The following is a 21,318-nucleotide window of genomic DNA, read 5'->3' on the forward strand; positions in this document are numbered from 1 at the left end:
CAGCACGTGCTGTTGACCAGCCGTTCCTGATGCCGATCGAAGACGTGTTCTCAATCTCTGGCCGTGGTACAGTTGTAACCGGTCGTGTTGAGCGTGGCGTTATCAACGTTGGTGAAGAGATCGAGATCGTTGGTATCCGTGACACCACGAAGACAACCTGCACAGGTGTTGAAATGTTCCGCAAGCTGCTTGATCGCGGTGAAGCAGGCGACAACATCGGCGCGCTTCTTCGCGGCGTTGACCGTGAAGGTGTTGAGCGTGGCCAGGTTCTTTGTAAGCCAGGTTCCGTATCCCCTCACACAAAGTTCGAGGCAGAAGCTTATATTCTGACTAAAGAAGAAGGTGGCCGTCACACGCCATTCTTTGCGAACTACCGTCCACAGTTCTACTTCCGTACAACTGACGTGACAGGCACAGTTGAGCTTCCAGCGGGTACCGAGATGGTTATGCCGGGCGACAACTTGAAGTTCGAAGTCGAGCTGATCGCACCTATCGCTATGGAAGACGGTCTTCGCTTTGCGATCCGCGAAGGCGGCCGCACAGTAGGCGCGGGCGTCGTAGCAAAAATCATCGCCTAAGCTGATTGCGCCTTTTGGGCGCATTCAAAACGATACAACGGCCGCTTCATTCATTTGGGGCGGCCGTTTTCCATAGTTTTGCCCAGATTGTGTCATAGCCCGCTCTCGTAACTTTTGCGGAGACGCTATGACCCTGATCCACCATGACAAAGCTGAGCTTGCTTGCGTCTTTATGGTCGAACCGGGCCATTATGAGTGGCCAGCTATTCTTCTTGCGTCCTCATTGATGGCGTTCGCGGCGGATGATGTAGCCCTCCACGCCTATTGCCGTTCGCACCTGATTGATCAGTTACACCCCGAAACGTTGCGCTTTTTTTGAGCGGCACGGCGTACAGCTTGCTCCGATATCGCCCGAGTTTGAGGTGCCCTATCCCCAGGGCAACAAACTTTATGCCTGTGCCGCGAGCCGCTCAGCGCCCACCACAATTTTATTTGATACAGACATGTTCATGTTGCAGCCCGCTTTCCTTGGCGATGCTTTGCGCGTTGGTGCAGTGTCTGGCAGGCCAACTGGCGATTGGATGTGGGGCAAAACTGTGGATACGTGGCGCGCGGCTTATGCTTCAGTTGATATGGAACTGCCTCGTGGCAGGCTTGCGCGCCCCAGCGGGTCCTATGTTGCTCCAAGTATGTCGGCCGGCTTTGTGGCGTACCAGGGGGATCAATTCGGCAAAATTTGGCGCGATACGGCGCTTGCGATTGAAGCGCGACGATTGGCGAAAGGGATCTATCCCACGCTCGATCAGATAAGTCTGCCTGTTGCAACGCATCTGGCGGGGCTCAAGATGAATATGATCGATGTGAAATGGAACAAAGCTGGTGCAATCAAGCCGCAAGCGCTGCGCAATGTGATTTGTTACCATTACCAAAAGGCACAGACGCTGTTGGAGTTGCCGATCAAATGGGTGGCTGATGAGCTACTGCGGGACTTCACCAAATTTGACGGGCTTGAAAGCATGATTGCTTTTTACGACCGGCACAGCGCCAAACCCGCTGATGTCATCCACAACGCTGGATTTCAGCGTGCGGTGATTGCTAAACAGCGGGCTGTTGATATCCCGCATGAGCGGTAATTGAGCCACGAGATGAATTGCTGTCTTGATCTTACTCCAGACCTCGCTTATTCGCATTCCTGCCTGCAGGGGTGTAGCTCAGCGGTAGAGCATCGGTTTCCAAAACCGACGGCCGGGGGTTCGATCCCCTCCGCCCCTGCCAGGCGAATTTTCCCATGACACATATTATGCTTCACGTTGGCGTGCACAAAACGGCCACGACGCATATGCAGGCCAGTTTGCGCCTGTCACGGGCACGGCTCAACGCGGCGAGCGTAAGTTACTGGGACCCAAAGACGCTTCGCGCAGGTGGCAGTGACGTTGCGGATTATTTGCGCCTTGCTGAGGGGCGTTTTGCAAGTGGTGTGCAGCAAATGTTGGGCGGGCATGATCGGTTGCTCATTTCCGAGGAGAATATGCTGCGGCTGCCCTACAAAATGGGCGAGGGTCCGAACCCTGTTCTCTATGAACGCGGTCATGAGTTGATTGCACAGATGGGGCAGGGTGCGCCTGAGCAGCAGGTTGATGTAGCGATTTCGCTGAGGGATTACGCGGGCTACTTCCGATCGCTCTACACCCAAACGCTGATGGGGGGGTATTTTCCGTCGTTTGAGCGTTTTATCACGCGCTCAAGTTATGATGTTTGCACGTGGGTGGACTTGGTTGATCGCATTCATGCTTTACCAAACGTCCGCCGGATCATGGTCTGGCGCTATGAAGACTATGGCGTGTTGGCTCAAAGAATATTTGCAGGGCTGATTGGTCAAGATTTGGGCGCCATTCCGTTGGTACCTGAGCGGTCCCACCCCGGGTTGTCTGAGCAGGCTGTTACGGCCCTGCGGGAGCATCAAGCACGTGACCCCGGTCATAATCGCCGCCTGCATAAAATCCCGCGCCGCCCTATTGCACAGGCAGCGCGGGATGCATTTCCGACAGGGGCGCAATATCCAAAGTTTGACCCTTGGCAGGCCGCCGATCTGGAACTGTCAGCGCAAAGATATGCGGCTGACATGGCGGAAATTGCAGCAATGCCCAAGGTTCATCTGCTCAAGGCTTGAAAAACCAGTCTGGCCCAAGTATCTGCCAATGAAATCTATAGGAAAACGACACATGGCGAATCCGCTTCAGTTTATTCAACAAGTCCGCACCGAAGTTGGTCGCGTCACATGGCCAACGCGCCGTGAAGTAGTTTTGACGACAATCATGGTGTTCATGATGGCTGTTTTGACGGCTATCTTCTTCTTTTTCGTCGATTGGATTATTCGCTCGGGACTATCGTTTATCCTGAACGGCTAACGCGTAGCTGCTTTCTAAATTGCGTATAACACCTTGAAACAACATGTTTTCGGCGGTATTGCGCAACAACTTGGGACAGATGGGCGTGCTTCGATTCGTGTAGCGCGCCGCTTTTTGTTTTGAGAAGGCAGTGTAACTGTTTGAATTAACATAAGATTTTGCGCGCTTTCGCGTGCGGCACAAAAGGACCGACAGCAATGGCAAAACGGTGGTATTCAGTAAGCGTACTCTCGAACTTCGAGAAAAAGATCGCTGAAGGCATCAGAGTCGCTGCGGCTGAGGCTGAGTTGGAAGACCAGATCGACGAAGTTCTGGTTCCAACCGAAGAAGTCATCGAAATTCGCCGCGGCAAAAAAGTTCCGACCGAGCGCCGCTTTATGCCTGGCTACGTTTTGGTTCACATGGAAATGACGGATGAAGGTTATCACTTGATCAATTCCATGAACCGCGTCACAGGATTTTTGGGCCCGCAAGGCCGCCCGATGCCGATGCGTGATGCGGAGGTGAATCAAATTCTTAACCGCGTTCAAGAAGGTGAAGAAGCGCCGCGTACGCTCATTCACTTTGAAGTCGGTGAGAAAGTTAAAGTTAACGATGGTCCGTTTGAAGATTTCGACGGCATGGTTGAAGAAGTCGACGACGACAACCAGCGTCTCAAGGTTACAGTATCAATCTTTGGTCGCGAAACGCCGGTCGAATTGGAATACACGCAGGTCACTAAACAGGCCTGATCGTGCAAATCGTGGGAGGTTTTGGCAGCGCGCTGTCAGACCGGACCACGGCAACCCATCCCGCCAGACGCGTCTGGAGTGGGAGTTGAGCAAGGAGAAGTCCAATGGCTAAAAAAGTCGCTGGCACAATGAAGCTGCAGGTTCCTGCAGGTCAAGCTAACCCATCACCGCCCGTAGGCCCTGCGCTTGGTCAACGTGGTATCAACATCATGGAATTCTGTAAGGCGTTTAACGCCAAGACACAGGATATGGAGCCAGGTGCACCCTGCCCAACGGTTATCACGTATTACGTTGATAAGTCGTTCAGCATGGACATCAAAACGCCACCAGCGTCATACTACCTGAAGAAAGCTGCCAAGGTTAAATCTGGCGCGAACAACCCAAGCCGTGAGACGGTTGGTCAGGTAACTGCTGCGCAGGTACGTGAGATCGCTGAAGCGAAAATGAAAGATCTGAACGCGAACGATATCGAAGCCGCGATGCAGATTATTCTGGGCTCTGCCCGCTCTATGGGCATTGAGGTGAAGTAAGATGGCAAAACTTGGAAAACGCACAACTGCGGCACGCGAGGCATTCGCGGGCAAATCCAACGTCACCGTTGGTGAGGCGGTCGCACTGGTAAAAGCCAACGCCACAGCAAAGTTCGACGAAACTGTCGAAATCTCCATGCAGCTCGGTGTTGATCCGCGTCACGCAGACCAAATGGTTCGTGGTGTTGTATCTTTGCCAAACGGCACTGGTAAATCAGTTCGTGTTGCTGTCTTCGCACGTGATGCAAAAGCAGACGAAGCGAAGGCGGCTGGCGCAGACATCGTTGGTGCAGAAGATCTGATGGAAATCGTCCAAGGCGGCACCATCGATTTTGATCGCTGCATTGCGACACCTGACATGATGCCAATCGTTGGTCGGTTGGGTAAAGTACTCGGCCCACGCAACCTGATGCCAAACCCAAAAGTTGGCACAGTGACCATGGACGTCAAAGCCGCTGTCGAAGCTGCCAAAGGCGGCGAAGTGCAGTTCAAAGCTGAAAAAGCTGGTGTTGTACATGCAGGTCTTGGCAAGTCATCATTCGGTGAAAAAGAGTTGATCGAAAACGTTCGCTCTTTCATCGGTGCGGTTCAGAAGGCTCGTCCTTCCGGTGCCAAAGGCGCTTACATGAAAAAGATCACACTGAGCTCAACAATGGGCCCAAGTGTAACGGTATCTATCGACGACGCAGCGCAAGAGTAATCTTACGCGCTCAATTGTTGAGTATTTTGAGGCGGGCCTTTCGGGGCTCGCCTTTTTCTTTTTGTGGATGTTGTTTGGTCGCACACCTTAGCGAACCCTAGCGTTTGTTGCGCGGCCACTAACAATCCTTTTCTCCGACATGAATTGATGCAGATTGAGGCCAAATTCGGCCATATTCCCTTGGTTAACAATTCCTTACTAAAGAGTGTTTTGTTTCCATGAAGGGTTGGCGCCGCGCGCCTCAGTCACTGTATGCCTACAACGTTTAATGTTATTTCCCTTGGTAATCAGTCAATCATCGACCCTATTGAGGGTAATTTTTTCGCTGAGAACGCCAACCTTCTGGAGCAGCAAACTTTTGGGGGAGTGGGCAATGCACTTGTGAACGATATTCGTTCGTTCTCAACCGTTGGTAACGGGTTCAATTTTGGTTTTGGCGGAATTTACGATCAAAATAACTTCTTTTCCAATGATCAGTTTTCAATTGATGGGGGTCCTGTTCGGACCTTTGATGCGCTTGCCGTATACAACGCGACGCTCACATATGTTGACGGTACAAGCGCGCAAATTACCGCTGTGGTCTTTCAGGATACCAACGGTGACACGTTCCTCGCGCCGGATTTCGGCCCAAGTGCTAACCAAACAGCACTTGAAGCGGGCGCCATCCGTTCTCTTACTTTGGGAACGTTGGACACCAACGCTTCCGTGGGTTTGTTCGGGGATCGTGAGGCGTTCAATTTTGTCACGTGCTTTGTAAAAGGGATGGAAATCCTTACGCCTCAGGGGAACCGCAGAGTTGAGGATTTACATGTGGGTGATCTGGTGGTCACACGTGACGGTGCCCCGCAGCCCATCCGGTGGATTGGCAAGGCAAGCCGCCCTGCCCGCGATAATTTTCGACCTGTTTGCATTAAGGCTGGTGCACTTGGTGCAGGGATTCCGAGCAAGGACCTTATCGTCTCACAGCAGCATCGGATGTTGTTTGTATCGCCAATCGCTGAAAGGATGACAGGCACAGACGAAGTTTTGGTCCCCGCTATCAAGCTGCTGGATTTGCCGGACGTTCAGCTTGTCGAGGATTGGGATACGGTGACCTACTTTCACCTACTTCTTGATGAGCATCAGATTATCTATGCCCATGATGCACCTACTGAGTCATTGCTTACCGGCGCGCAGGCGTGCAAAGCGATTGGCCCTGATGCAGTTACAGAGATTGCAGACTTCTTTCCTGAATTGTTGCAAACCGCAGCGCGGCCAGCACGCCTCATTCCTAAGGGAAGGCAGATCAGGCAACTTGTTGCGCGGCATTTGAAAAACAACAAACCTGTAGTCGGTGGGTTTTCGCCGGCTTTGTGCGCGTAGCAATCGTGGCAGTGAAACGGGGCTTGGCAAGACACTAACAATTGTCTAACCACGTTCTTGCAGTTGAGCGCGCGATTCGTCACGCGCTCTTTTGCGTTTCGTCCGAGATGGTGGGTTTGGGCTTTAGTCCTTTAATTCCTGCCTGAGGCGGGATCAGACCAGTTTCTTCAGCGGCCGTTTTGGTCACTGGCGGTTCGGGCGTCCCGTTTGAAGGACCCAACCGCCGGAGCAATCCGGTACACTGAGCCGGCGGGGTAACCCGCCATATTTGGAGAAAAACTGTGGATAGAGCACAAAAAGAAAAAGTCGTCGACGAACTCGGCCAAATCTTTGAAAGCTCTGGCGTCGTAGTGGTTAGCCACTACGAGGGAATGACAGTTGCTGAAATGCAGGACTTGCGCGCTAAAATGAGCGAAGCGGGTGGGTCTGTGCGTGTTGCCAAAAACAGGCTCGCCAAAATCGCCCTGAACGGTCAGCCATGCGAAAGCGTGTCTGAGTACCTGACAGGGATGACAGTTCTCGCCTATTCAGAAGACCCTGTCGCTGCAGCGAAAGTGGTTGATGCATACGCAAAGGAAAACGACAAGCTCGTTATCCTTGGTGGTGCAATGGGTGATACTGCTCTGGATGTTGCTGGCGTGAAAGCCGTTGCATCGATGCCAAGCCGCGAGGAGCTTATTGCTTCTATCGTGGGTTGTATCGGCGCACCTGCTTCCAACATCGCTGGAGCAATTGGCGCACCTGCTTCGAACATCGCGAGCATTCTTTCGACCATCGAAGAGAAAGCTGCATAAGCACAACTGGAAACCCTCGTGGGCAACATCGCTACACGTTGGAACACAACCTTAGGAAACGGAAACAGTATAATGGCTGATCTGAAAAAACTTGCTGAAGAGATCGTTGGTCTTACCCTTCTCGAAGCACAAGAACTGAAAACCATCCTCAAAGATGAGTATGGCATCGAGCCAGCAGCTGGCGGCGCAGTCATGATGGCTGGCCCAGGTGGCGACGCTGGTGGAGCTGCTGAAGAAAAATCTGAGTTCGACGTTGTTCTGAAGAACGCCGGCGCGCAAAAAATCGCAGTCATCAAAGAAGTCCGCGGCATCACAGGTCTTGGCCTGAAAGAAGCTAAAGACCTCGTCGAAGCTGGCGGTAAAGTCAAAGAAGGTGTCGACAAAGCAGAAGCTGAAGACATCAAAGCTAAGCTGGAAGCAGCTGGCGCAGAGATCGAACTGGCCTAATTGGCTGGGTGTGGGGCTTAGTCCCGCGCACAATATTGGCTGGGCATGGTTAATTCCGTGCCCAGCTTAACCTGTCTTAGAAGCTGCTTTCAAATGCAGAGCCGCTTCTAAGGAAGGTCCAAGCGGGAGCGTGTCGGTGGGATGATACGCAGGTATTGGCTTGGTTTTCCTGTCTCAAAAGGGCCGCGCACCGATGCCCGACGGTGTAGCGATCCAGTGAGAACACATGAAAGGTGACAACGCACATGGCTCAATCCTTCCTCGGCCAGAAACGCTTGCGCAAATACTACGGTAAAATCCGCGAAGTCCTAGAAATGCCGAACCTTATTGAGGTTCAGAAGTCATCATATGACCTCTTTTTGAAGTCAGGCGACCAGCTTCAGCCGCTCGACGGCGAGGGCATCAAAGGCGTCTTCCAGTCGGTTTTCCCGATCAAAGATTTTAACGAAACTGCGATCCTTGAGTTCGTCAACTACGAGCTGGAAAAGCCGAAGTATGACGTTGAGGAGTGTCAGCAACGTGACATGACATACAGCGCGCCACTGAAAGTGACGCTGCGCTTGATCGTGTTTGAAATTGACGAAGATACAGGCGCGAAATCTGTCAAAGACATCAAAGAGCAAGATGTCTTTATGGGCGACATGCCTTTGATGACGCCAAACGGTACGTTCGTTGTGAACGGCACCGAGCGTGTTATCGTGAGTCAGATGCACCGTTCACCGGGTGTTTTCTTCGATCACGATAAAGGCAAGACCCACTCATCAGGCAAACTCCTGTTTGCATGCCGGATCATCCCCTACCGCGGTAGCTGGCTGGACTTTGAGTTCGACGCTAAAGACATCGTCTTTGCGCGCATTGACCGTCGCCGCAAGCTGCCTGTAACGACGCTTTTGTATTCTTTGGGTCTGACCCAAGAAGACATCATGGACGCATACTACGACACAGTGTCTTACCGTTATGAAGCGGGTAAAGGCTGGGTCACGAAGTTCTTCCCGGAGCGCGTTCGCGGCACACGTCCAACATATGACCTCATCGATGCAGCTTCGGGCGAAGTAATTGCTGAGGCGGGCAAGAAGGTAACGCCACGTGCGGTCAAGAAATTGATCGACGAAGGCCAAGTGACTGAATTGCTGCTTCCGTTCGATCAGATCATGGGCAAGTTTGTTGCTAAAGACATCATCAACGAAGACAACGGCGCGATTTACGTTGAAGCCGGTGATGAGCTGACATGGGAAGTCGACAAAGACGGCGATGCAATCGGCGGTTCTGTGAAAGAATTGCTGGACGCTGGTATCACTGAAATTCCTGTCCTCGACATCGATAATGTCAACGTTGGCCCTTACATGCGTAACACCATGGCGGCAGACAAAAACATGAACCGCGAAACTGCGCTCATGGACATCTACCGTGTGATGCGTCCGGGTGAGCCACCCACCGTAGATTCTGCTTCTGCTTTGTTTGACACGCTCTTCTTCGATAGTGAGCGTTATGATCTGTCTGCAGTAGGCCGTGTTAAGATGAACATGCGCCTTGCGCTTGATGCAGAAGACACACAGCGCACATTGCGTAAAGAAGACATCGTTTCATGTATCAAAGCGCTGGTTGATCTGCGCGATGGTCGTGGCGACATCGACGACATTGACCACCTCGGCAACCGCCGCGTGCGTTCCGTTGGTGAGTTGATGGAGAACCAGTACCGCGTTGGTCTGCTCCGCATGGAGCGTGCGATCAAAGAGCGTATGTCCTCTGTCGAAATCGACACAGTGATGCCGCAAGATCTGATCAATGCGAAACCTGCGGCCGCCGCAGTTCGTGAATTCTTCGGCTCATCGCAGCTGTCACAGTTTATGGACCAAACAAACCCGCTTTCCGAAGTGACGCACAAGCGTCGCCTCTCAGCGCTTGGACCAGGCGGTCTAACACGCGAGCGTGCGGGCTTTGAGGTGCGCGACGTGCACCCAACGCACTACGGTCGGATGTGTCCGATTGAAACGCCGGAAGGTCCAAACATTGGTTTGATCAACTCGCTGGCAACTTTTGCACGCGTTAACAAATACGGCTTCATCGAAACACCATACCGCAAAGTTGTTGACGGTCAGGTGACTGACGAAGTTCAGTACATGTCCGCGACGGAAGAAATGCGCCACACTGTTGCGCAGGCCAACGCAAACCTTGATGAAGGCGGCAAGTTCGTCAACGATCTGGTTTCGACACGTAAGTCTGGTGATTACACATTGTCACCGTCCGACAGCGTGAACCTGATCGACGTTTCACCAAAGCAGCTGGTCTCTGTCGCAGCCTCGCTTATCCCGTTCCTTGAAAACGACGATGCTAACCGCGCCCTAATGGGATCGAACATGCAACGTCAGGCGGTTCCACTTCTGCAAGCCGAGGCACCACTTGTTGGTACTGGTATCGAAGAAGTTGTGGCCCGCGATTCCGGTGCGGCGATCATGGCGAAACGCGCGGGTATCATCGATCAAGTCGATGCGACACGTATCGTTATTCGTGCAACCGAAGACCTCGAGCTGGGTGATGCTGGTGTTGATATTTACCGCATGCGTAAATTCCAACGCTCAAACCAGAACACTTGTATCAACCAACGTCCGTTGGTGAAGGTTGGTGATTTGGTGACCAAAGGTGAAGTTATTGCCGACGGTCCGTCAACTGACATGGGTGAGCTGGCCCTTGGTAAAAACGTGGTTGTCGCGTTTATGCCTTGGAATGGCTACAACTATGAGGACTCCATCCTGATCTCCGAGCGCATCACGCGTGATGACGTGTTTACTTCCGTGCACATCGAAGAGTTCGAAGTAGCGGCACGTGACACCAAGCTTGGGCCAGAGGAAATCACACGCGATATTCCAAACGTCGGTGAGGAAGCTCTGCGTAACCTCGATGAGGCGGGTATCGTGTACATCGGTGCGGAAGTTGGTCCGGCTGACATTCTTGTTGGTAAGATCACGCCAAAAGGCGAAAGCCCAATGACACCCGAAGAGAAGCTTTTGCGAGCGATCTTTGGCGAAAAAGCATCCGACGTGCGTGATACATCACTCCGTCTGCCGCCAGGTGATTTCGGTACAATCGTAGAAGTCCGCGTTTTCAACCGCCACGGCGTTGAAAAAGACGAGCGTGCACTTCAGATCGAGCGTGAAGAAGTTGAGCGTTTGGCCCGTGACCGTGATGACGAATTGGTCATCCTCGATCGCAACATCTACGCCCGTCTCCGCGACATGATCGAAGGCAAAATTGCTGTCAAAGGACCAAAAGGCGTTAAGGCCGGTTCTAAAATTGACGCAGATTTGCTCGACAGCATTAGCCGTGGTCAGTGGTGGCAGCTTGCTCTTGAGGACGAAGACGATGCGAAAATCGTTGAGGCCCTGAATGAGCAGTACGAGATCCAGAAACGGACCCTCGATGCGCGCTTTGAGGACAAGGTAGAGAAAGTTCGCCGCGGCGACGATCTGCCCCCAGGTGTTATGAAGATGGTTAAAGTCTTTGTCGCTGTTAAGCGTAAGCTGCAGCCCGGTGATAAGATGGCGGGTCGTCACGGTAACAAAGGTGTTATTTCCAAGGTTGTCCCTATGGAAGACATGCCGTTCCTCGCAGATGGTACGCCGGTTGATTTCGTTCTGAACCCACTTGGTGTTCCTTCACGTATGAACGTTGGTCAGATCCTTGAAACCCATATGGGCTGGGCTGCACGTGGCCTTGGTATTCAGATCGATGAGGCGCTTGGCGAGTACAAGCGTTCTGGCGATCTGACACCTGTCCGTGATGCGTTGAAAATTGCTTATGGTGACGACGTCTATGACGAAGGCATTAAGGGCATGGATGAGCAGTCTGTTGTTGAAGCAGCGGGCAACGTCACACGCGGTGTGCCAATTGCGACGCCAGTATTCGACGGTGCCAAGGAAGCTGACGTCAATGATGCGTTGGTTCGCGCAGGCTTCAGCCAGAGCGGTCAGTCAATCTTGTTTGACGGTCGTACTGGTGAGCAGTTTGCCCGTCCTGTCACAGTCGGCATCAAGCATCTGCTGAAACTACACCACCTCGTGGACGACAAAATCCACGCGCGTTCAACGGGTCCATACTCGCTGGTCACACAGCAGCCATTGGGCGGTAAAGCGCAATTCGGTGGTCAGCGTTTCGGGGAGATGGAGGTCTGGGCTCTGGAAGCTTACGGCGCTGCATACACCCTGCAAGAGATGCTTACGGTCAAATCGGACGACGTTGCTGGACGGACGAAAGTCTACGAAAGCATTGTCAAAGGCGAGGACAACTTCGAAGCGGGCGTACCCGAGTCGTTCAACGTTCTTGTCAAAGAAGTCCGTGGCCTCGGCCTGAATATGGAACTCCTGGATGCGGAGGATGGTGAATGAGGGCTTAGCCCCTCATTCCCCCCTTCCTCCCCCCTGATTTAAGGATCTGAAAATGAACCAGGAACTCACAAATAACCCGTTTAACCCACTGACACCCACAAAGGTGTTCGACGAAATCAAAGTATCTTTGGCATCGCCAGAGCGCATTTTGTCTTGGTCATTCGGTGAAATCAAAAAGCCAGAAACCATCAACTACCGCACGTTCAAGCCTGAGCGTGATGGCCTGTTCTGTGCGCGTATCTTTGGCCCGATCAAAGATTACGAATGTCTGTGCGGCAAATATAAGCGCATGAAATATCGCGGCGTTGTCTGCGAGAAATGCGGTGTTGAGGTTACGCTTCAAAAAGTACGCCGTGAGCGTATGGGCCACATCGAGTTGGCGTCACCGGTTGCACACATCTGGTTCCTCAAGTCACTTCCATCTCGGATTGGCTTGATGCTGGACATGACACTGCGTGATCTTGAGCGCATTTTGTACTTTGAAAACTATGTCGTCATCGAGCCTGGCTTGACTGACCTTACTTACGGTCAGCTGATGACCGAAGAAGAGTATATGGACGCACAAGACAACTTCGGCATGGATGCGTTCACTGCAAACATCGGCGCGGAAGCGATCCGCGAGATGTTGCAAGCCATCGATCTGGAAGCCGAAGCCGAGCAGTTGCGTGCTGATCTTGCTGAAGCAACTGGTGAGTTGAAGCCAAAGAAAATCATCAAGCGCCTCAAAATTGTTGAGAGCTTCATCGAGTCCGGCAACCGTCCTGAGTGGATGATCCTGACTGTTGTGCCTGTGATCCCGCCAGAGCTGCGCCCACTCGTGCCTCTTGATGGTGGTCGCTTTGCGACGTCTGATTTGAACGACCTTTATCGTCGTGTAATCAACCGTAACAACCGTCTGAAGCGCCTGATTGAACTGCGCGCGCCTGACATCATCGTACGTAACGAAAAGCGTATGTTGCAGGAATCTGTTGATGCGCTCTTTGACAACGGCCGCCGCGGTCGTGTCATCACCGGTGCAAACAAGCGTCCGCTCAAGTCACTTTCTGACATGCTTAAAGGTAAGCAAGGTCGCTTCCGCCAAAACCTTTTGGGTAAGCGCGTCGACTTCTCTGGCCGTTCCGTCATCGTCACGGGCCCCGAGTTGAAGCTGCATCAGTGTGGCTTGCCTAAGAAAATGGCGCTCGAGCTGTTTAAGCCGTTCATCTACTCTCGCCTTGAAGCCAAAGGTCTGTCCTCGACAGTCAAGCAGGCTAAGAAGCTGGTAGAAAAAGAGCGTCCAGAAGTTTGGGATATCCTCGACGAAGTTATTCGTGAGCACCCCGTCATGTTGAACCGTGCGCCTACGCTGCACCGTTTGGGCATTCAGGCGTTTGAGCCTGTTCTCATCGAAGGTAAAGCAATTCAGTTGCACCCGCTGGTGTGTTCTGCGTTCAACGCTGACTTTGACGGTGACCAGATGGCGGTTCACGTTCCGTTGTCACTTGAAGCACAGCTTGAAGCGCGTGTTCTCATGATGTCGACCAACAACGTTCTGTCGCCCTCGAACGGCGCGCCGATCATTGTTCCGTCACAGGACATGATCTTGGGCCTTTACTACACGTCGCTACAGCGTGCGGGTATGAAGGGCGAAGGCATGGTCTTTGGTTCAATCGACGAGGTGCAGCACGCACTTGATACGGGTGAAGTCCATCTTCACGCCAAGATCCAAGCACGTGTTCCTCAGATTGACGAAGAAGGTAACACTGTCATCCAACGCTTTGAAACAACACCGGGCCGTGTGCGCCTTGGTGCATTGCTGCCGATGAACAACAAAGCGCCGTTTGAACTGGTGAACCGTCTTTTGAAGAAAGGCGAAGTTCAGCAAGTCATCGACACTGTTTACCGTTACTGTGGCCAGAAAGAGTCTGTCATCTTCTGTGACCAGATCATGACCATGGGCTTCCGCGAAGCGTTCCGCGCCGGTATTTCGTTCGGTAAGGACGACATGGTTATTCCAGACAACAAATGGGAAATCGTTGACGGCGTTCGTGAACAAGTGGCTGAATTCGAACAACAGTACATGGACGGCCTGATCACTCAGGGTGAAAAGTACAACAAAGTTGTCGATGCTTGGTCAAAGTGTAACGACAAAGTCACTGACGCCATGATGGGGACGATCGCTTCGATCAAAACCGATGAAAACGGCGCAGAGATGGAGCCGAACAGCGTCTTCATGATGGCTGACTCCAAAGCGCGTGGCTCGGTCACTCAAATGAAACAGCTCGGCGGTATGCGCGGCCTGATGAACAAACCAAACGGTGAGATCATCGAGACGCCAATTATCTCGAACTTTAAAGAAGGTCTGACTGTTCTTGAGTACTTCAACTCTACCCACGGTGCTCGTAAGGGTCTGTCGGATACGGCGTTGAAAACTGCGAACTCAGGTTACCTGACACGCCGTCTTGTGGACGTGGCTCAGGACTGCATCGTGCGCGAGCATGACTGTGGTACTGAAGTGGCGATCACCGCAGAAGCAGCGGTTAACGATGGTGAGGTTGTTGCAACCTTGGCAGAGCGTGTGCTGGGTCGTGTGTGTGCGGAAGATGTTCTGCACCCTGTGACTGGCGATGTTTTGGCAACCAAAGGTGAGTTGCTCGACGAGCGCGCATCTGACCGTCTTGAGGAAGCTGGCGTAGCGTCTATGCGCATCCGCAGCCCGCTCACTTGTGAAAGTGAAGAAGGCGTTTGTGCGGCATGTTATGGTCGTGACCTCGCACGTGGTACAATTGTGAACCAAGGTGAGGCCGTCGGCATCATCGCGGCGCAGTCTATCGGTGAGCCAGGCACACAGCTGACCATGCGTACATTCCACATTGGTGGTGTTGCGCAGGGCGGTGGCCAACAATCGTTCCAAGAAGCTAGCCAAGAGGGTAAAGTTGTCTTCGCTGATGGCCAGTTGATCGAGAACGCCGCAGGCGAGCAGATCGTTATGGGCCGCAACATGAAGCTTTCCATCACCGGTCCAGACGGCAAAGAGCGTGCGTCACATAAAGTGTCCTACGGTTCTAAGCTTTTGGTCAAAGAAGGTGCTGATGTTGCACGCGGCGATAAGCTGTTTGAATGGGACCCATTCACACTTCCAATGATCGCAGAAAAAGGCGGCGTCATTAAGTTCGTTGATCTGACTGCGGGCATCGCAGTTCGTGAAGACACAGATGACGCAACCGGTATGACACAGCGTATCGTTACTGATTGGCGTTCGGCGCCAAAAGGCAACGAGCTGGCACCAAAAATCTTGGTGGCGGATGCAAATGGCGAGCCTGTTCTGAAGGACGATGGCAACCCTGTTGCATACCCGATGTCAGTAGACGCGATTTTGTCTGTTGAAGATGGTGACACGGTAAACCCAGGTGATGTTGTTGCGCGTATTCCTCGTGAGGGCGCGAAAACAAAAGACATTACCGGTGGTCTGCCACGCGTTGCGGAACTCTTTGAAGCACGTCGTCCAAAAGACCACGCGATCATTGCTGAAATCGATGGCTACGTGCGCTTCGGTAAAGACTACAAGAACAAGCGCCGCATCGCGATTGTTCCTGCAGCCGAGACGCCCGAAGCCGCTGATGAGGCGAAAGTCGAATACATGGTGCCTAAGGGTAAGCACATTCCTGTTCAGGAAGGTGATTACGTCCAGAAGGGCGATTACATCATGGACGGTAACCCTGCGCCGCACGATATTCTTGCGGTCATGGGCGTCGAAGCGCTTGCTGACTACATGATCAACCAAGTGCAGGAAGTTTACCGACTGCAGGGCGTTAAGATCAACGACAAGCACATCGAAGTTATCGTGCGTCAGATGCTCCAGAAGTGGGAAATCCTCGACAGCGGTGAAACAACGCTGCTCAAGGGTGAACATGTGGACAAGCAAGAGTTTGACCTTGCGAACGAGAAAGCCGCTGCACGCGGTGGTCGTTTGGCGAAGGGCGAGCCTATCTTGCTCGGCATCACGAAAGCATCGTTGCAGACACGCAGCTTTATCTCAGCCGCATCGTTCCAAGAAACGACACGCGTGCTGACTGAAGCTTCCGTTCAAGGTAAGCGCGATAAGCTGATCGGTCTGAAAGAGAACGTAATCGTGGGTCGTCTGATCCCAGCCGGTACCGGTGGCGCAACTCAGCAGATGCAGCGTGTTGCTCAGGATCGTGACAACGTTGTTCTGGAAGCGCGTCGTGAAGAAGCCGAAGCAGCTGCCGCATTGGCCGCGCCGACACCCGAAGACGTTGTGGGTGGTGATGAGTTTGACACCATCATGACGGGGGATGCTGACAGCCGCGACTAAAGCGACCGTCCTTAAGTGTTGAGATAGGCCTCCGCAGTGCGGGGGCCTTTTTCGTTTCGGTTGTACAACAATGCTTCCCTTTTCTTGCGGGCCGTGTATTCGATTTGCCATGGCAACTTTGCAAGAAAACACGCGCGGTGCCGCGCTCATGATGTGCTCTATGGCGGCATTCACGCTAAATGACGCTTGCTTGAAAGCGATCTCAACGGAATGGCCTTTGTTTCAGACACTGACCGTCCGCGGGTTTGTCACTGTCATCCTAATTGCGATCATGGCTGCTGTGATGGGCGCTTTCCGTAAGGGGATCGCCAAAGGCGATTGGCCATTGGTCGCAGCACGTGTTGGTGCCGAAATTGGTGCTGCATATTTCTTTCTTACGGCCTTGATTAATCTACCGCTCGCCAACGCGACGGCCATTTTGCAAACCCTGCCCCTGACAGTCAGCTTAGCAGGCGCACTTTTTCTGGGCGAGTTACTGGGCTGGCGGCGCATGTTTGCCATTGTTGTGGGGTTCGTCGGTGTGCTGCTCATCGTGCGGCCCGGTGCGGACGGGTTTAATGTATTCTCGATCTATGCGCTGTTTGCCGTTGGTTTCGTTACCGTCCGTGATCTGGTGACGCGACGCCTGTCGCCTGACACGCACACAATGGCGGTGACGCTGTTGTCAGCTATCGGCGTGTTTTTGTGGGCCGCCGCGTTTAGTACCACAATCGAATGGGCGCCGTTCACATCGCGGTCAATTTGGTTGGTGTTGGGTGCATCCCTGTTCATCATCGGCGGCTATGTATTTAGCGTGATGGTCATGCGGGTTGGGGACATCTCGTTTGTGGCGCCGTTCAGATACACGGCTTTGGTTTGGGCGCTGGTTCTGGGCTTTGTCCTTTTCGGTGAATGGCCGAGTATTTTGACCATTTTGGGGGCGCTCATCATTACTGGATCGGGCCTATTTACGTTCTACCGCGAGCGGCGGATCGCCGAGCGCGAGAAGGTTGCCGCGGCTTAGCACGTATCGCTGATCTGATGCGTTCATGAGGTGCTGTTGACAGGGGGGGCGACTCTCAGTATAGCCCGCACATCCCAAGAGGGGGTACGCCCCTTTTGTCAAAGAAATTAGTGGTCACGATCCGAACTACTGCTGTTCCGATCCTCTGAAAATCCACCGCTCGGATCCCAGGTAGGGTTACCCGATGCGGGCTTTTGTGTTTGCGGACGCGCTTGCACGACACGAAATGAAACGGGGACCTAGGCCCCCAAAACGAAGAAGTTGCAACAAAGGGGAAAGTCCTCAATGCCGACTATCCAACAGCTGATCCGGAAACCGCGTCAGCCTAAACGTAAATACTCCAAGTCCCAGCACTTGGAGCAATGCCCCCAAAAACGTGGCGTTTGCACACGCGTTTACACAACCACGCCTAAGAAGCCGAACTCGGCGATGCGTAAGGTTGCTAAAGTGCGTTTGACCAACGGTTTTGAGGTTATTTCCTACATTCCCGGTGAGAGCCACAACCTTCAGGAGCACTCTGTGGTTCTGATCCGTGGCGGTCGTGTAAAAGACCTTCCCGGTGTGCGTTACCACATCCTGCGCGGCGTTCTGGATACCCAAGGCGTCAAAGACCGTAAACAACGTCGTTCGAAATACGGCGCCAAGCGCCCTAAATAAGGAGAGCCGCAGATGTCACGTCGTCACGCCGCTGTTAAACGCGAAGTTCTGCCCGACGCCAAATATGGCGATAAGGTTCTGACAAAATTCATGAACAACATGATGCTCGATGGTAAGAAATCTACCGCTGAGCGCATCGTCTACAACGCACTCGACCGCGTTGAAGGCAAGATCAAACGCGCCCCCGTTGAAGTGTTCCACGAAGCACTCGATAACATCAAACCCGCCGTTGAGGTTCGCTCACGTCGTGTTGGTGGTGCAACATACCAAGTGCCGGTTGAAGTGCGCCCTGAGCGTCGCGAAGCATTGGCCATCCGTTGGTTGATCAACGCATCCCGTTCGCGCAACGAGAACACAATGGAAGAGCGCCTTGCTGGTGAGCTTCTGGACGCTGTTCAGTCACGCGGTTCAGCTGTTAAAAAGCGCGAAGACACGCACAAGATGGCAGATGCCAACAAAGCGTTCTCGCACTACCGCTGGTAATTTTCACTTTTCGTCCAAGGACCCATTCCAATGGCACGCGAATATCCCCTAGAGCTGTACCGTAACTTCGGTATCATGGCGCACATCGATGCAGGTAAAACCACCTGCTCCGAGCGTATTCTCTTCTACACAGGCAAGTCCCACAACATCGGCGAAGTCCACGACGGCGCAGCAACGATGGACTGGATGGAGCAGGAGCAAGAGCGTGGTATTACCATCACGTCCGCTGCGACTACAACATTCTGGGAGCGCACCGAAGACGGTTCAACACCAGACTCGCCTAAGCACCGCATGAATATCATCGACACACCAGGCCACGTTGACTTCACGATTGAAGTTGAGCGTTCGCTTGCGGTTCTCGATGGTGCTGTTTGTGTTCTCGACGCCAACGCCGGTGTTGAGCCACAGACTGAAACTGTTTGGCGTCAGGCTGACCGTTATAAAGTCCCACGTATCGTTTTTGTTAACAAAATGGACAAAATCGGCGCGGACTTCTTTAACTGCGTAAACATGATTGAAGACCGTACTGGTGCACGCGCTGTTCCAGTTGGTATCCCGATTGGTGCCGAGACTGAGCTGGAAGGCTTGATCGATCTCGTAACCATGGAAGAATGGTTGTGGCAGGGTGAAGACCTTGGCGCCTCTTGGATCAAGGTGCCAGTTCGCGACAGCCTGAAGGACATGGCTGACGAATGGCGCGGTAAAATGATCGAAGCTGCTGTCGAAATGGACGACGAAGCGATGATGGAATACCTGGAAGGCAACGAGCCTGACGTTCCAACACTGCGCGCGTTGATCCGCAAAGGCACATTGGCTTTGGCATTTGTTCCTGTTCTTGGTGGGTCTGCATTCAAAAACAAGGGCGTTCAGCCTCTGTTGAATGCTGTTGTTGACTATCTTCCTTCGCCACTCGACGTTGTCGACTACATGGGCTTTAAGCCAGGCGACGAAGAAGAAGTTCGTAACATTCCACGTCGTGCCGATGACAGCATGGCCTTCTCTGGCCTCGCGTTCAAAATCATGAACGACCCGTTTGTTGGCTCCCTGACATTCGTTCGTATCTACTCAGGTACGCTCGGTAAGGGCGACTCAATGCTGAACTCAACTAAGGGTAACACCGAGCGTGTTGGCCGGATGATGATGATGCACTCCAACGATCGTGACGAAATCACCGAAGCATTTGCTGGTGACATCATCGCGCTTGGTGGTCTGAAGAACACGACAACTGGTGACACACTTTGTGACAAGAACGACGCTGTTGTTCTCGAAACAATGACATTCCCAGATCCAGTGATCGAGATCGCGGTTGAGCCTAAGACCAAGGGCGACCAAGAGAAAATGTCGACAGGCCTCGCACGTCTTGCAGCGGAAGATCCATCTTTCCGCGTAGAGACTGACATCGAGTCAGGTCAGACAATCATGAAGGGTATGGGTGAGCTTCACCTCGACATTCTCGTTGATCGTCTGAAGCGTGAGTTCAAAGTTGAAGCGAACATTGGTGCGCCACAAGTAGCCTACCGTGAGACCATCGACCGCGAAGTTGAGCATTCTTATACCCACAAAAAGCAATCTGGTGGTTCAGGTCAGTTTGGTGAGGTTAAACTCATCATTACACCGACGGAGCCAGGCGAAGGTTATTCCTTCGAGAGCCGCATCGTTGGTGGTTCGGTTCCAAAGGAATACATCCCGGGTGTTGAAAAAGGCATTAAATCGGTTATGGACAGCGGCCCGTTGGCAGGCTTCCCCGTCATCGACTTTAAAGTTGCTTTGATCGACGGTAAATTCCACGATGTTGACTCCTCGGTCCTCGCGTTTGAGATCGCTGCACGTATGTGTATGCGTGAAGGCATGAAAATGGCTGGCGCGAAACTGCTCGAGCCAATCATGAAAGTGGAAGTTATCACTCCTGAAGAATACACCGGTGGTATCATCGGCGACCTGACATCACGTCGCGGTCAAGTTCAGGGTCAGGATACTCGCGGTAATGCGATTGCCATCGATGCGATGGTGCCGCTTGCGAATATGTTCGGCTACATCAACACATTGCGCTCTATGTCCTCGGGCCGCGCGCAGTTCTCGATGCAGTTCGATCACTATGAAGCTGTACCAAGCAACATCTCTGAAGAAATCCAAGCTAAATACGCTTGATCTGACACCTTTTACGGTGGCCCATGAGGGCCACCGTTCTACTGGAAAATGAAGGAGGCCTCTCATGGCTAAGGAAAAGTTTGAACGCTCTAAACCGCACGTAAACATCGGCACGATTGGTCACGTTGACCACGGTAAGACGACGTTGACTGCAGCGATCACCAAGCAATTTGGTGACTTCAAAGCATACGACGAGATTGACGGCGCGCCGGAAGAAAAAGCACGTGGTATTACAATCTCTACTGCTCACGTTGAGTATGAAACAGAGACACGCCACTACGCACACGTGGACTGCCCAGGCCACGCTGACTATGTGAAAAACATGATCACTGGTGCTGCTCAGATGGACGGCGCGATCTTGGTTGTTAACGCAGCTGATGGTCCTATGCCACAAACACGTGAGCACATCCTTTTGGGTCGCCAAGTTGGTATCCCTTACATGGTTGTTTACATGAACAAAGTTGACCAAGTTGACGACGAAGAGTTGCTCGAGTTGGTTGAAATGGAAATCCGTGAGCTTCTGTCATCTTACGAGTACCCAGGCGACGACATCCCAGTTGTAGCGGGTTCTGCTCTGGCAGCTCTGGAAGACCGCGATGACAACATCGGTAAAGAGTCTATCGACAAGCTGATGGAAGCTGTTGACAGCTACATCCCGACACCAGCACGTGCTGTTGACCAGCCGTTCCTGATGCCGATCGAAGACGTGTTCTCAATCTCTGGCCGTGGTACAGTTGTAACCGGTCGTGTTGAGCGTGGCGTTATCAACGTTGGTGAAGAGATCGAGATCGTTGGTATCCGTGACACCACGAAGACAACCTGCACAGGTGTTGAAATGTT

At 52.8% G+C, this 21,318-nt stretch carries 18 protein-coding genes and 1 tRNA gene; all 19 read left to right on the forward strand.

Going from position 1 to position 21,318, the window contains the following annotated elements; translation table 11 throughout:
- Window positions 1–578, forward strand: a 578-nt coding sequence (locus tag NIG5292_RS12440) for an EF-Tu C-terminal domain-related protein (RefSeq protein ID WP_048599867.1), incomplete at its 5' end; no start/stop codon positions are given.
- Between the two features lie 127 nt (window positions 579–705).
- Entirely contained in the window at window positions 706–897 is a 192-nt protein-coding gene (locus NIG5292_RS12445; protein WP_048599868.1) for a hypothetical protein, read from the forward strand.
- Window positions 860–1,651, forward strand: coding sequence for a GT-B fold glycosyltransferase domain-containing protein (locus tag NIG5292_RS12450; protein ID WP_503121297.1), 792 nt, complete (start codon window positions 860–862; stop codon window positions 1,649–1,651). The genes NIG5292_RS12445 and NIG5292_RS12450 overlap by 38 nt, the downstream gene beginning before the upstream one ends.
- Before the next feature lie 67 nt (window positions 1,652–1,718).
- Window positions 1,719–1,793: transfer RNA gene (locus NIG5292_RS12455), tRNA-Trp, on the forward strand.
- Window positions 1,794–1,806: 13 nt separating this feature from the next.
- The gene (locus tag NIG5292_RS12460; RefSeq protein ID WP_048599870.1) at window positions 1,807–2,688 is read left to right on the forward strand and encodes a hypothetical protein; all 882 of its coding nucleotides are present in this window, start codon (window positions 1,807–1,809) and stop codon (window positions 2,686–2,688) included.
- Window positions 2,689–2,740: 52 nt separating this feature from the next.
- Window positions 2,741–2,926: a preprotein translocase subunit SecE gene (secE, locus tag NIG5292_RS12465; RefSeq protein WP_048599871.1), complete on the forward strand. Its 186-nt coding sequence runs from the start codon at window positions 2,741–2,743 to the stop codon at window positions 2,924–2,926.
- Window positions 2,927–3,123: 197 nt separating this feature from the next.
- A complete protein-coding gene (gene nusG / locus NIG5292_RS12470) occupies window positions 3,124–3,657 on the forward strand; it encodes a transcription termination/antitermination protein NusG (protein ID WP_048599872.1) in 534 nt (177 codons plus the stop codon).
- 104 nt (window positions 3,658–3,761) lie between these two features.
- Window positions 3,762–4,187, forward strand: coding sequence for a 50S ribosomal protein L11 (gene rplK, locus NIG5292_RS12475; protein WP_048599873.1), 426 nt, complete (start codon window positions 3,762–3,764; stop codon window positions 4,185–4,187).
- Window position 4,188: 1 nt separating this feature from the next.
- Complete coding sequence (rplA, locus tag NIG5292_RS12480) at window positions 4,189–4,887, forward strand: 50S ribosomal protein L1 (protein WP_048599874.1); 699 nt, start codon at window positions 4,189–4,191, stop codon at window positions 4,885–4,887.
- Between the two features lie 252 nt (window positions 4,888–5,139).
- On the forward strand, window positions 5,140–6,249 hold the full coding sequence (locus NIG5292_RS12485; RefSeq protein ID WP_048599875.1) for a Hint domain-containing protein: 1,110 nt from the start codon (window positions 5,140–5,142) through the stop codon (window positions 6,247–6,249).
- Between the two features lie 281 nt (window positions 6,250–6,530).
- On the forward strand, window positions 6,531–7,043 hold the full coding sequence (gene rplJ / locus NIG5292_RS12490; protein ID WP_048599876.1) for a 50S ribosomal protein L10: 513 nt from the start codon (window positions 6,531–6,533) through the stop codon (window positions 7,041–7,043).
- Between the two features lie 72 nt (window positions 7,044–7,115).
- Window positions 7,116–7,490 carry a 50S ribosomal protein L7/L12 gene (gene rplL / locus NIG5292_RS12495; protein ID WP_048599877.1) on the forward strand — a complete coding sequence of 125 codons (375 nt, stop codon included), beginning with the start codon at window positions 7,116–7,118 and terminating at the stop codon, window positions 7,488–7,490.
- Window positions 7,491–7,735: 245 nt separating this feature from the next.
- Window positions 7,736–11,872 (forward strand): DNA-directed RNA polymerase subunit beta, encoded by a 4,137-nt coding sequence (gene rpoB / locus NIG5292_RS12500; protein ID WP_048599878.1) that lies wholly within the window; start codon window positions 7,736–7,738, stop codon window positions 11,870–11,872.
- Between the two features lie 52 nt (window positions 11,873–11,924).
- Window positions 11,925–16,187 (forward strand): DNA-directed RNA polymerase subunit beta', encoded by a 4,263-nt coding sequence (rpoC, locus tag NIG5292_RS12505; RefSeq protein WP_048599879.1) that lies wholly within the window; start codon window positions 11,925–11,927, stop codon window positions 16,185–16,187.
- A gap of 109 nt (window positions 16,188–16,296) precedes the next feature.
- On the forward strand, window positions 16,297–17,190 hold the full coding sequence (locus tag NIG5292_RS12510; protein WP_048599880.1) for a DMT family transporter: 894 nt from the start codon (window positions 16,297–16,299) through the stop codon (window positions 17,188–17,190).
- Window positions 17,191–17,475: 285 nt separating this feature from the next.
- Window positions 17,476–17,847, forward strand: a complete 372-nt coding sequence (rpsL, locus tag NIG5292_RS12515) for a 30S ribosomal protein S12 (RefSeq protein WP_048599881.1) — start codon at window positions 17,476–17,478, stop codon at window positions 17,845–17,847.
- Window positions 17,848–17,859: 12 nt separating this feature from the next.
- Window positions 17,860–18,330: a 30S ribosomal protein S7 gene (rpsG, locus tag NIG5292_RS12520; protein ID WP_048599882.1), complete on the forward strand. Its 471-nt coding sequence runs from the start codon at window positions 17,860–17,862 to the stop codon at window positions 18,328–18,330.
- Window positions 18,331–18,360: 30 nt separating this feature from the next.
- Window positions 18,361–20,478: an elongation factor G gene (fusA, locus tag NIG5292_RS12525; protein ID WP_048599883.1), complete on the forward strand. Its 2,118-nt coding sequence runs from the start codon at window positions 18,361–18,363 to the stop codon at window positions 20,476–20,478.
- Between the two features lie 64 nt (window positions 20,479–20,542).
- Window positions 20,543–21,318 (forward strand): elongation factor Tu (locus tag NIG5292_RS12530; RefSeq protein ID WP_048599884.1); only part of this gene is annotated, 776 nt, incomplete at its 3' end.

The sequence above is a fragment of the Nereida ignava genome (genome assembly GCF_001049735.1).
Classification (GTDB): domain Bacteria; phylum Pseudomonadota; class Alphaproteobacteria; order Rhodobacterales; family Rhodobacteraceae; genus Nereida; species Nereida ignava.

Bases quoted from the DNA above. Each gene is read 5' to 3' on its own strand.
- rplA (WP_048599874.1), top strand. From the start codon at position 4,189: ATGGCAAAACTTGGAAAACGCACAACTGCGGCACGCGAGGCATTCGCG.
- NIG5292_RS12460 (WP_048599870.1), top strand. From the start codon at position 1,807: ATGACACATATTATGCTTCACGTTGGCGTGCACAAAACGGCCACGACG.
- rplL (WP_048599877.1), top strand. From the start codon at position 7,116: ATGGCTGATCTGAAAAAACTTGCTGAAGAGATCGTTGGTCTTACCCTT.
- NIG5292_RS12510 (WP_048599880.1), top strand. From the start codon at position 16,297: ATGGCAACTTTGCAAGAAAACACGCGCGGTGCCGCGCTCATGATGTGC.
- rpsG (WP_048599882.1), top strand. From the start codon at position 17,860: ATGTCACGTCGTCACGCCGCTGTTAAACGCGAAGTTCTGCCCGACGCC.
- rpsL (WP_048599881.1), top strand. From the start codon at position 17,476: ATGCCGACTATCCAACAGCTGATCCGGAAACCGCGTCAGCCTAAACGT.
- nusG (WP_048599872.1), top strand. From the start codon at position 3,124: ATGGCAAAACGGTGGTATTCAGTAAGCGTACTCTCGAACTTCGAGAAA.
- rpoC (WP_048599879.1), top strand. From the start codon at position 11,925: ATGAACCAGGAACTCACAAATAACCCGTTTAACCCACTGACACCCACA.
- rplK (WP_048599873.1), top strand. From the start codon at position 3,762: ATGGCTAAAAAAGTCGCTGGCACAATGAAGCTGCAGGTTCCTGCAGGT.
- NIG5292_RS12485 (WP_048599875.1), top strand. From the start codon at position 5,140: ATGCCTACAACGTTTAATGTTATTTCCCTTGGTAATCAGTCAATCATC.
- NIG5292_RS12445 (WP_048599868.1), top strand. From the start codon at position 706: ATGACCCTGATCCACCATGACAAAGCTGAGCTTGCTTGCGTCTTTATG.
- rpoB (WP_048599878.1), top strand. From the start codon at position 7,736: ATGGCTCAATCCTTCCTCGGCCAGAAACGCTTGCGCAAATACTACGGT.
- fusA (WP_048599883.1), top strand. From the start codon at position 18,361: ATGGCACGCGAATATCCCCTAGAGCTGTACCGTAACTTCGGTATCATG.
- secE (WP_048599871.1), top strand. From the start codon at position 2,741: ATGGCGAATCCGCTTCAGTTTATTCAACAAGTCCGCACCGAAGTTGGT.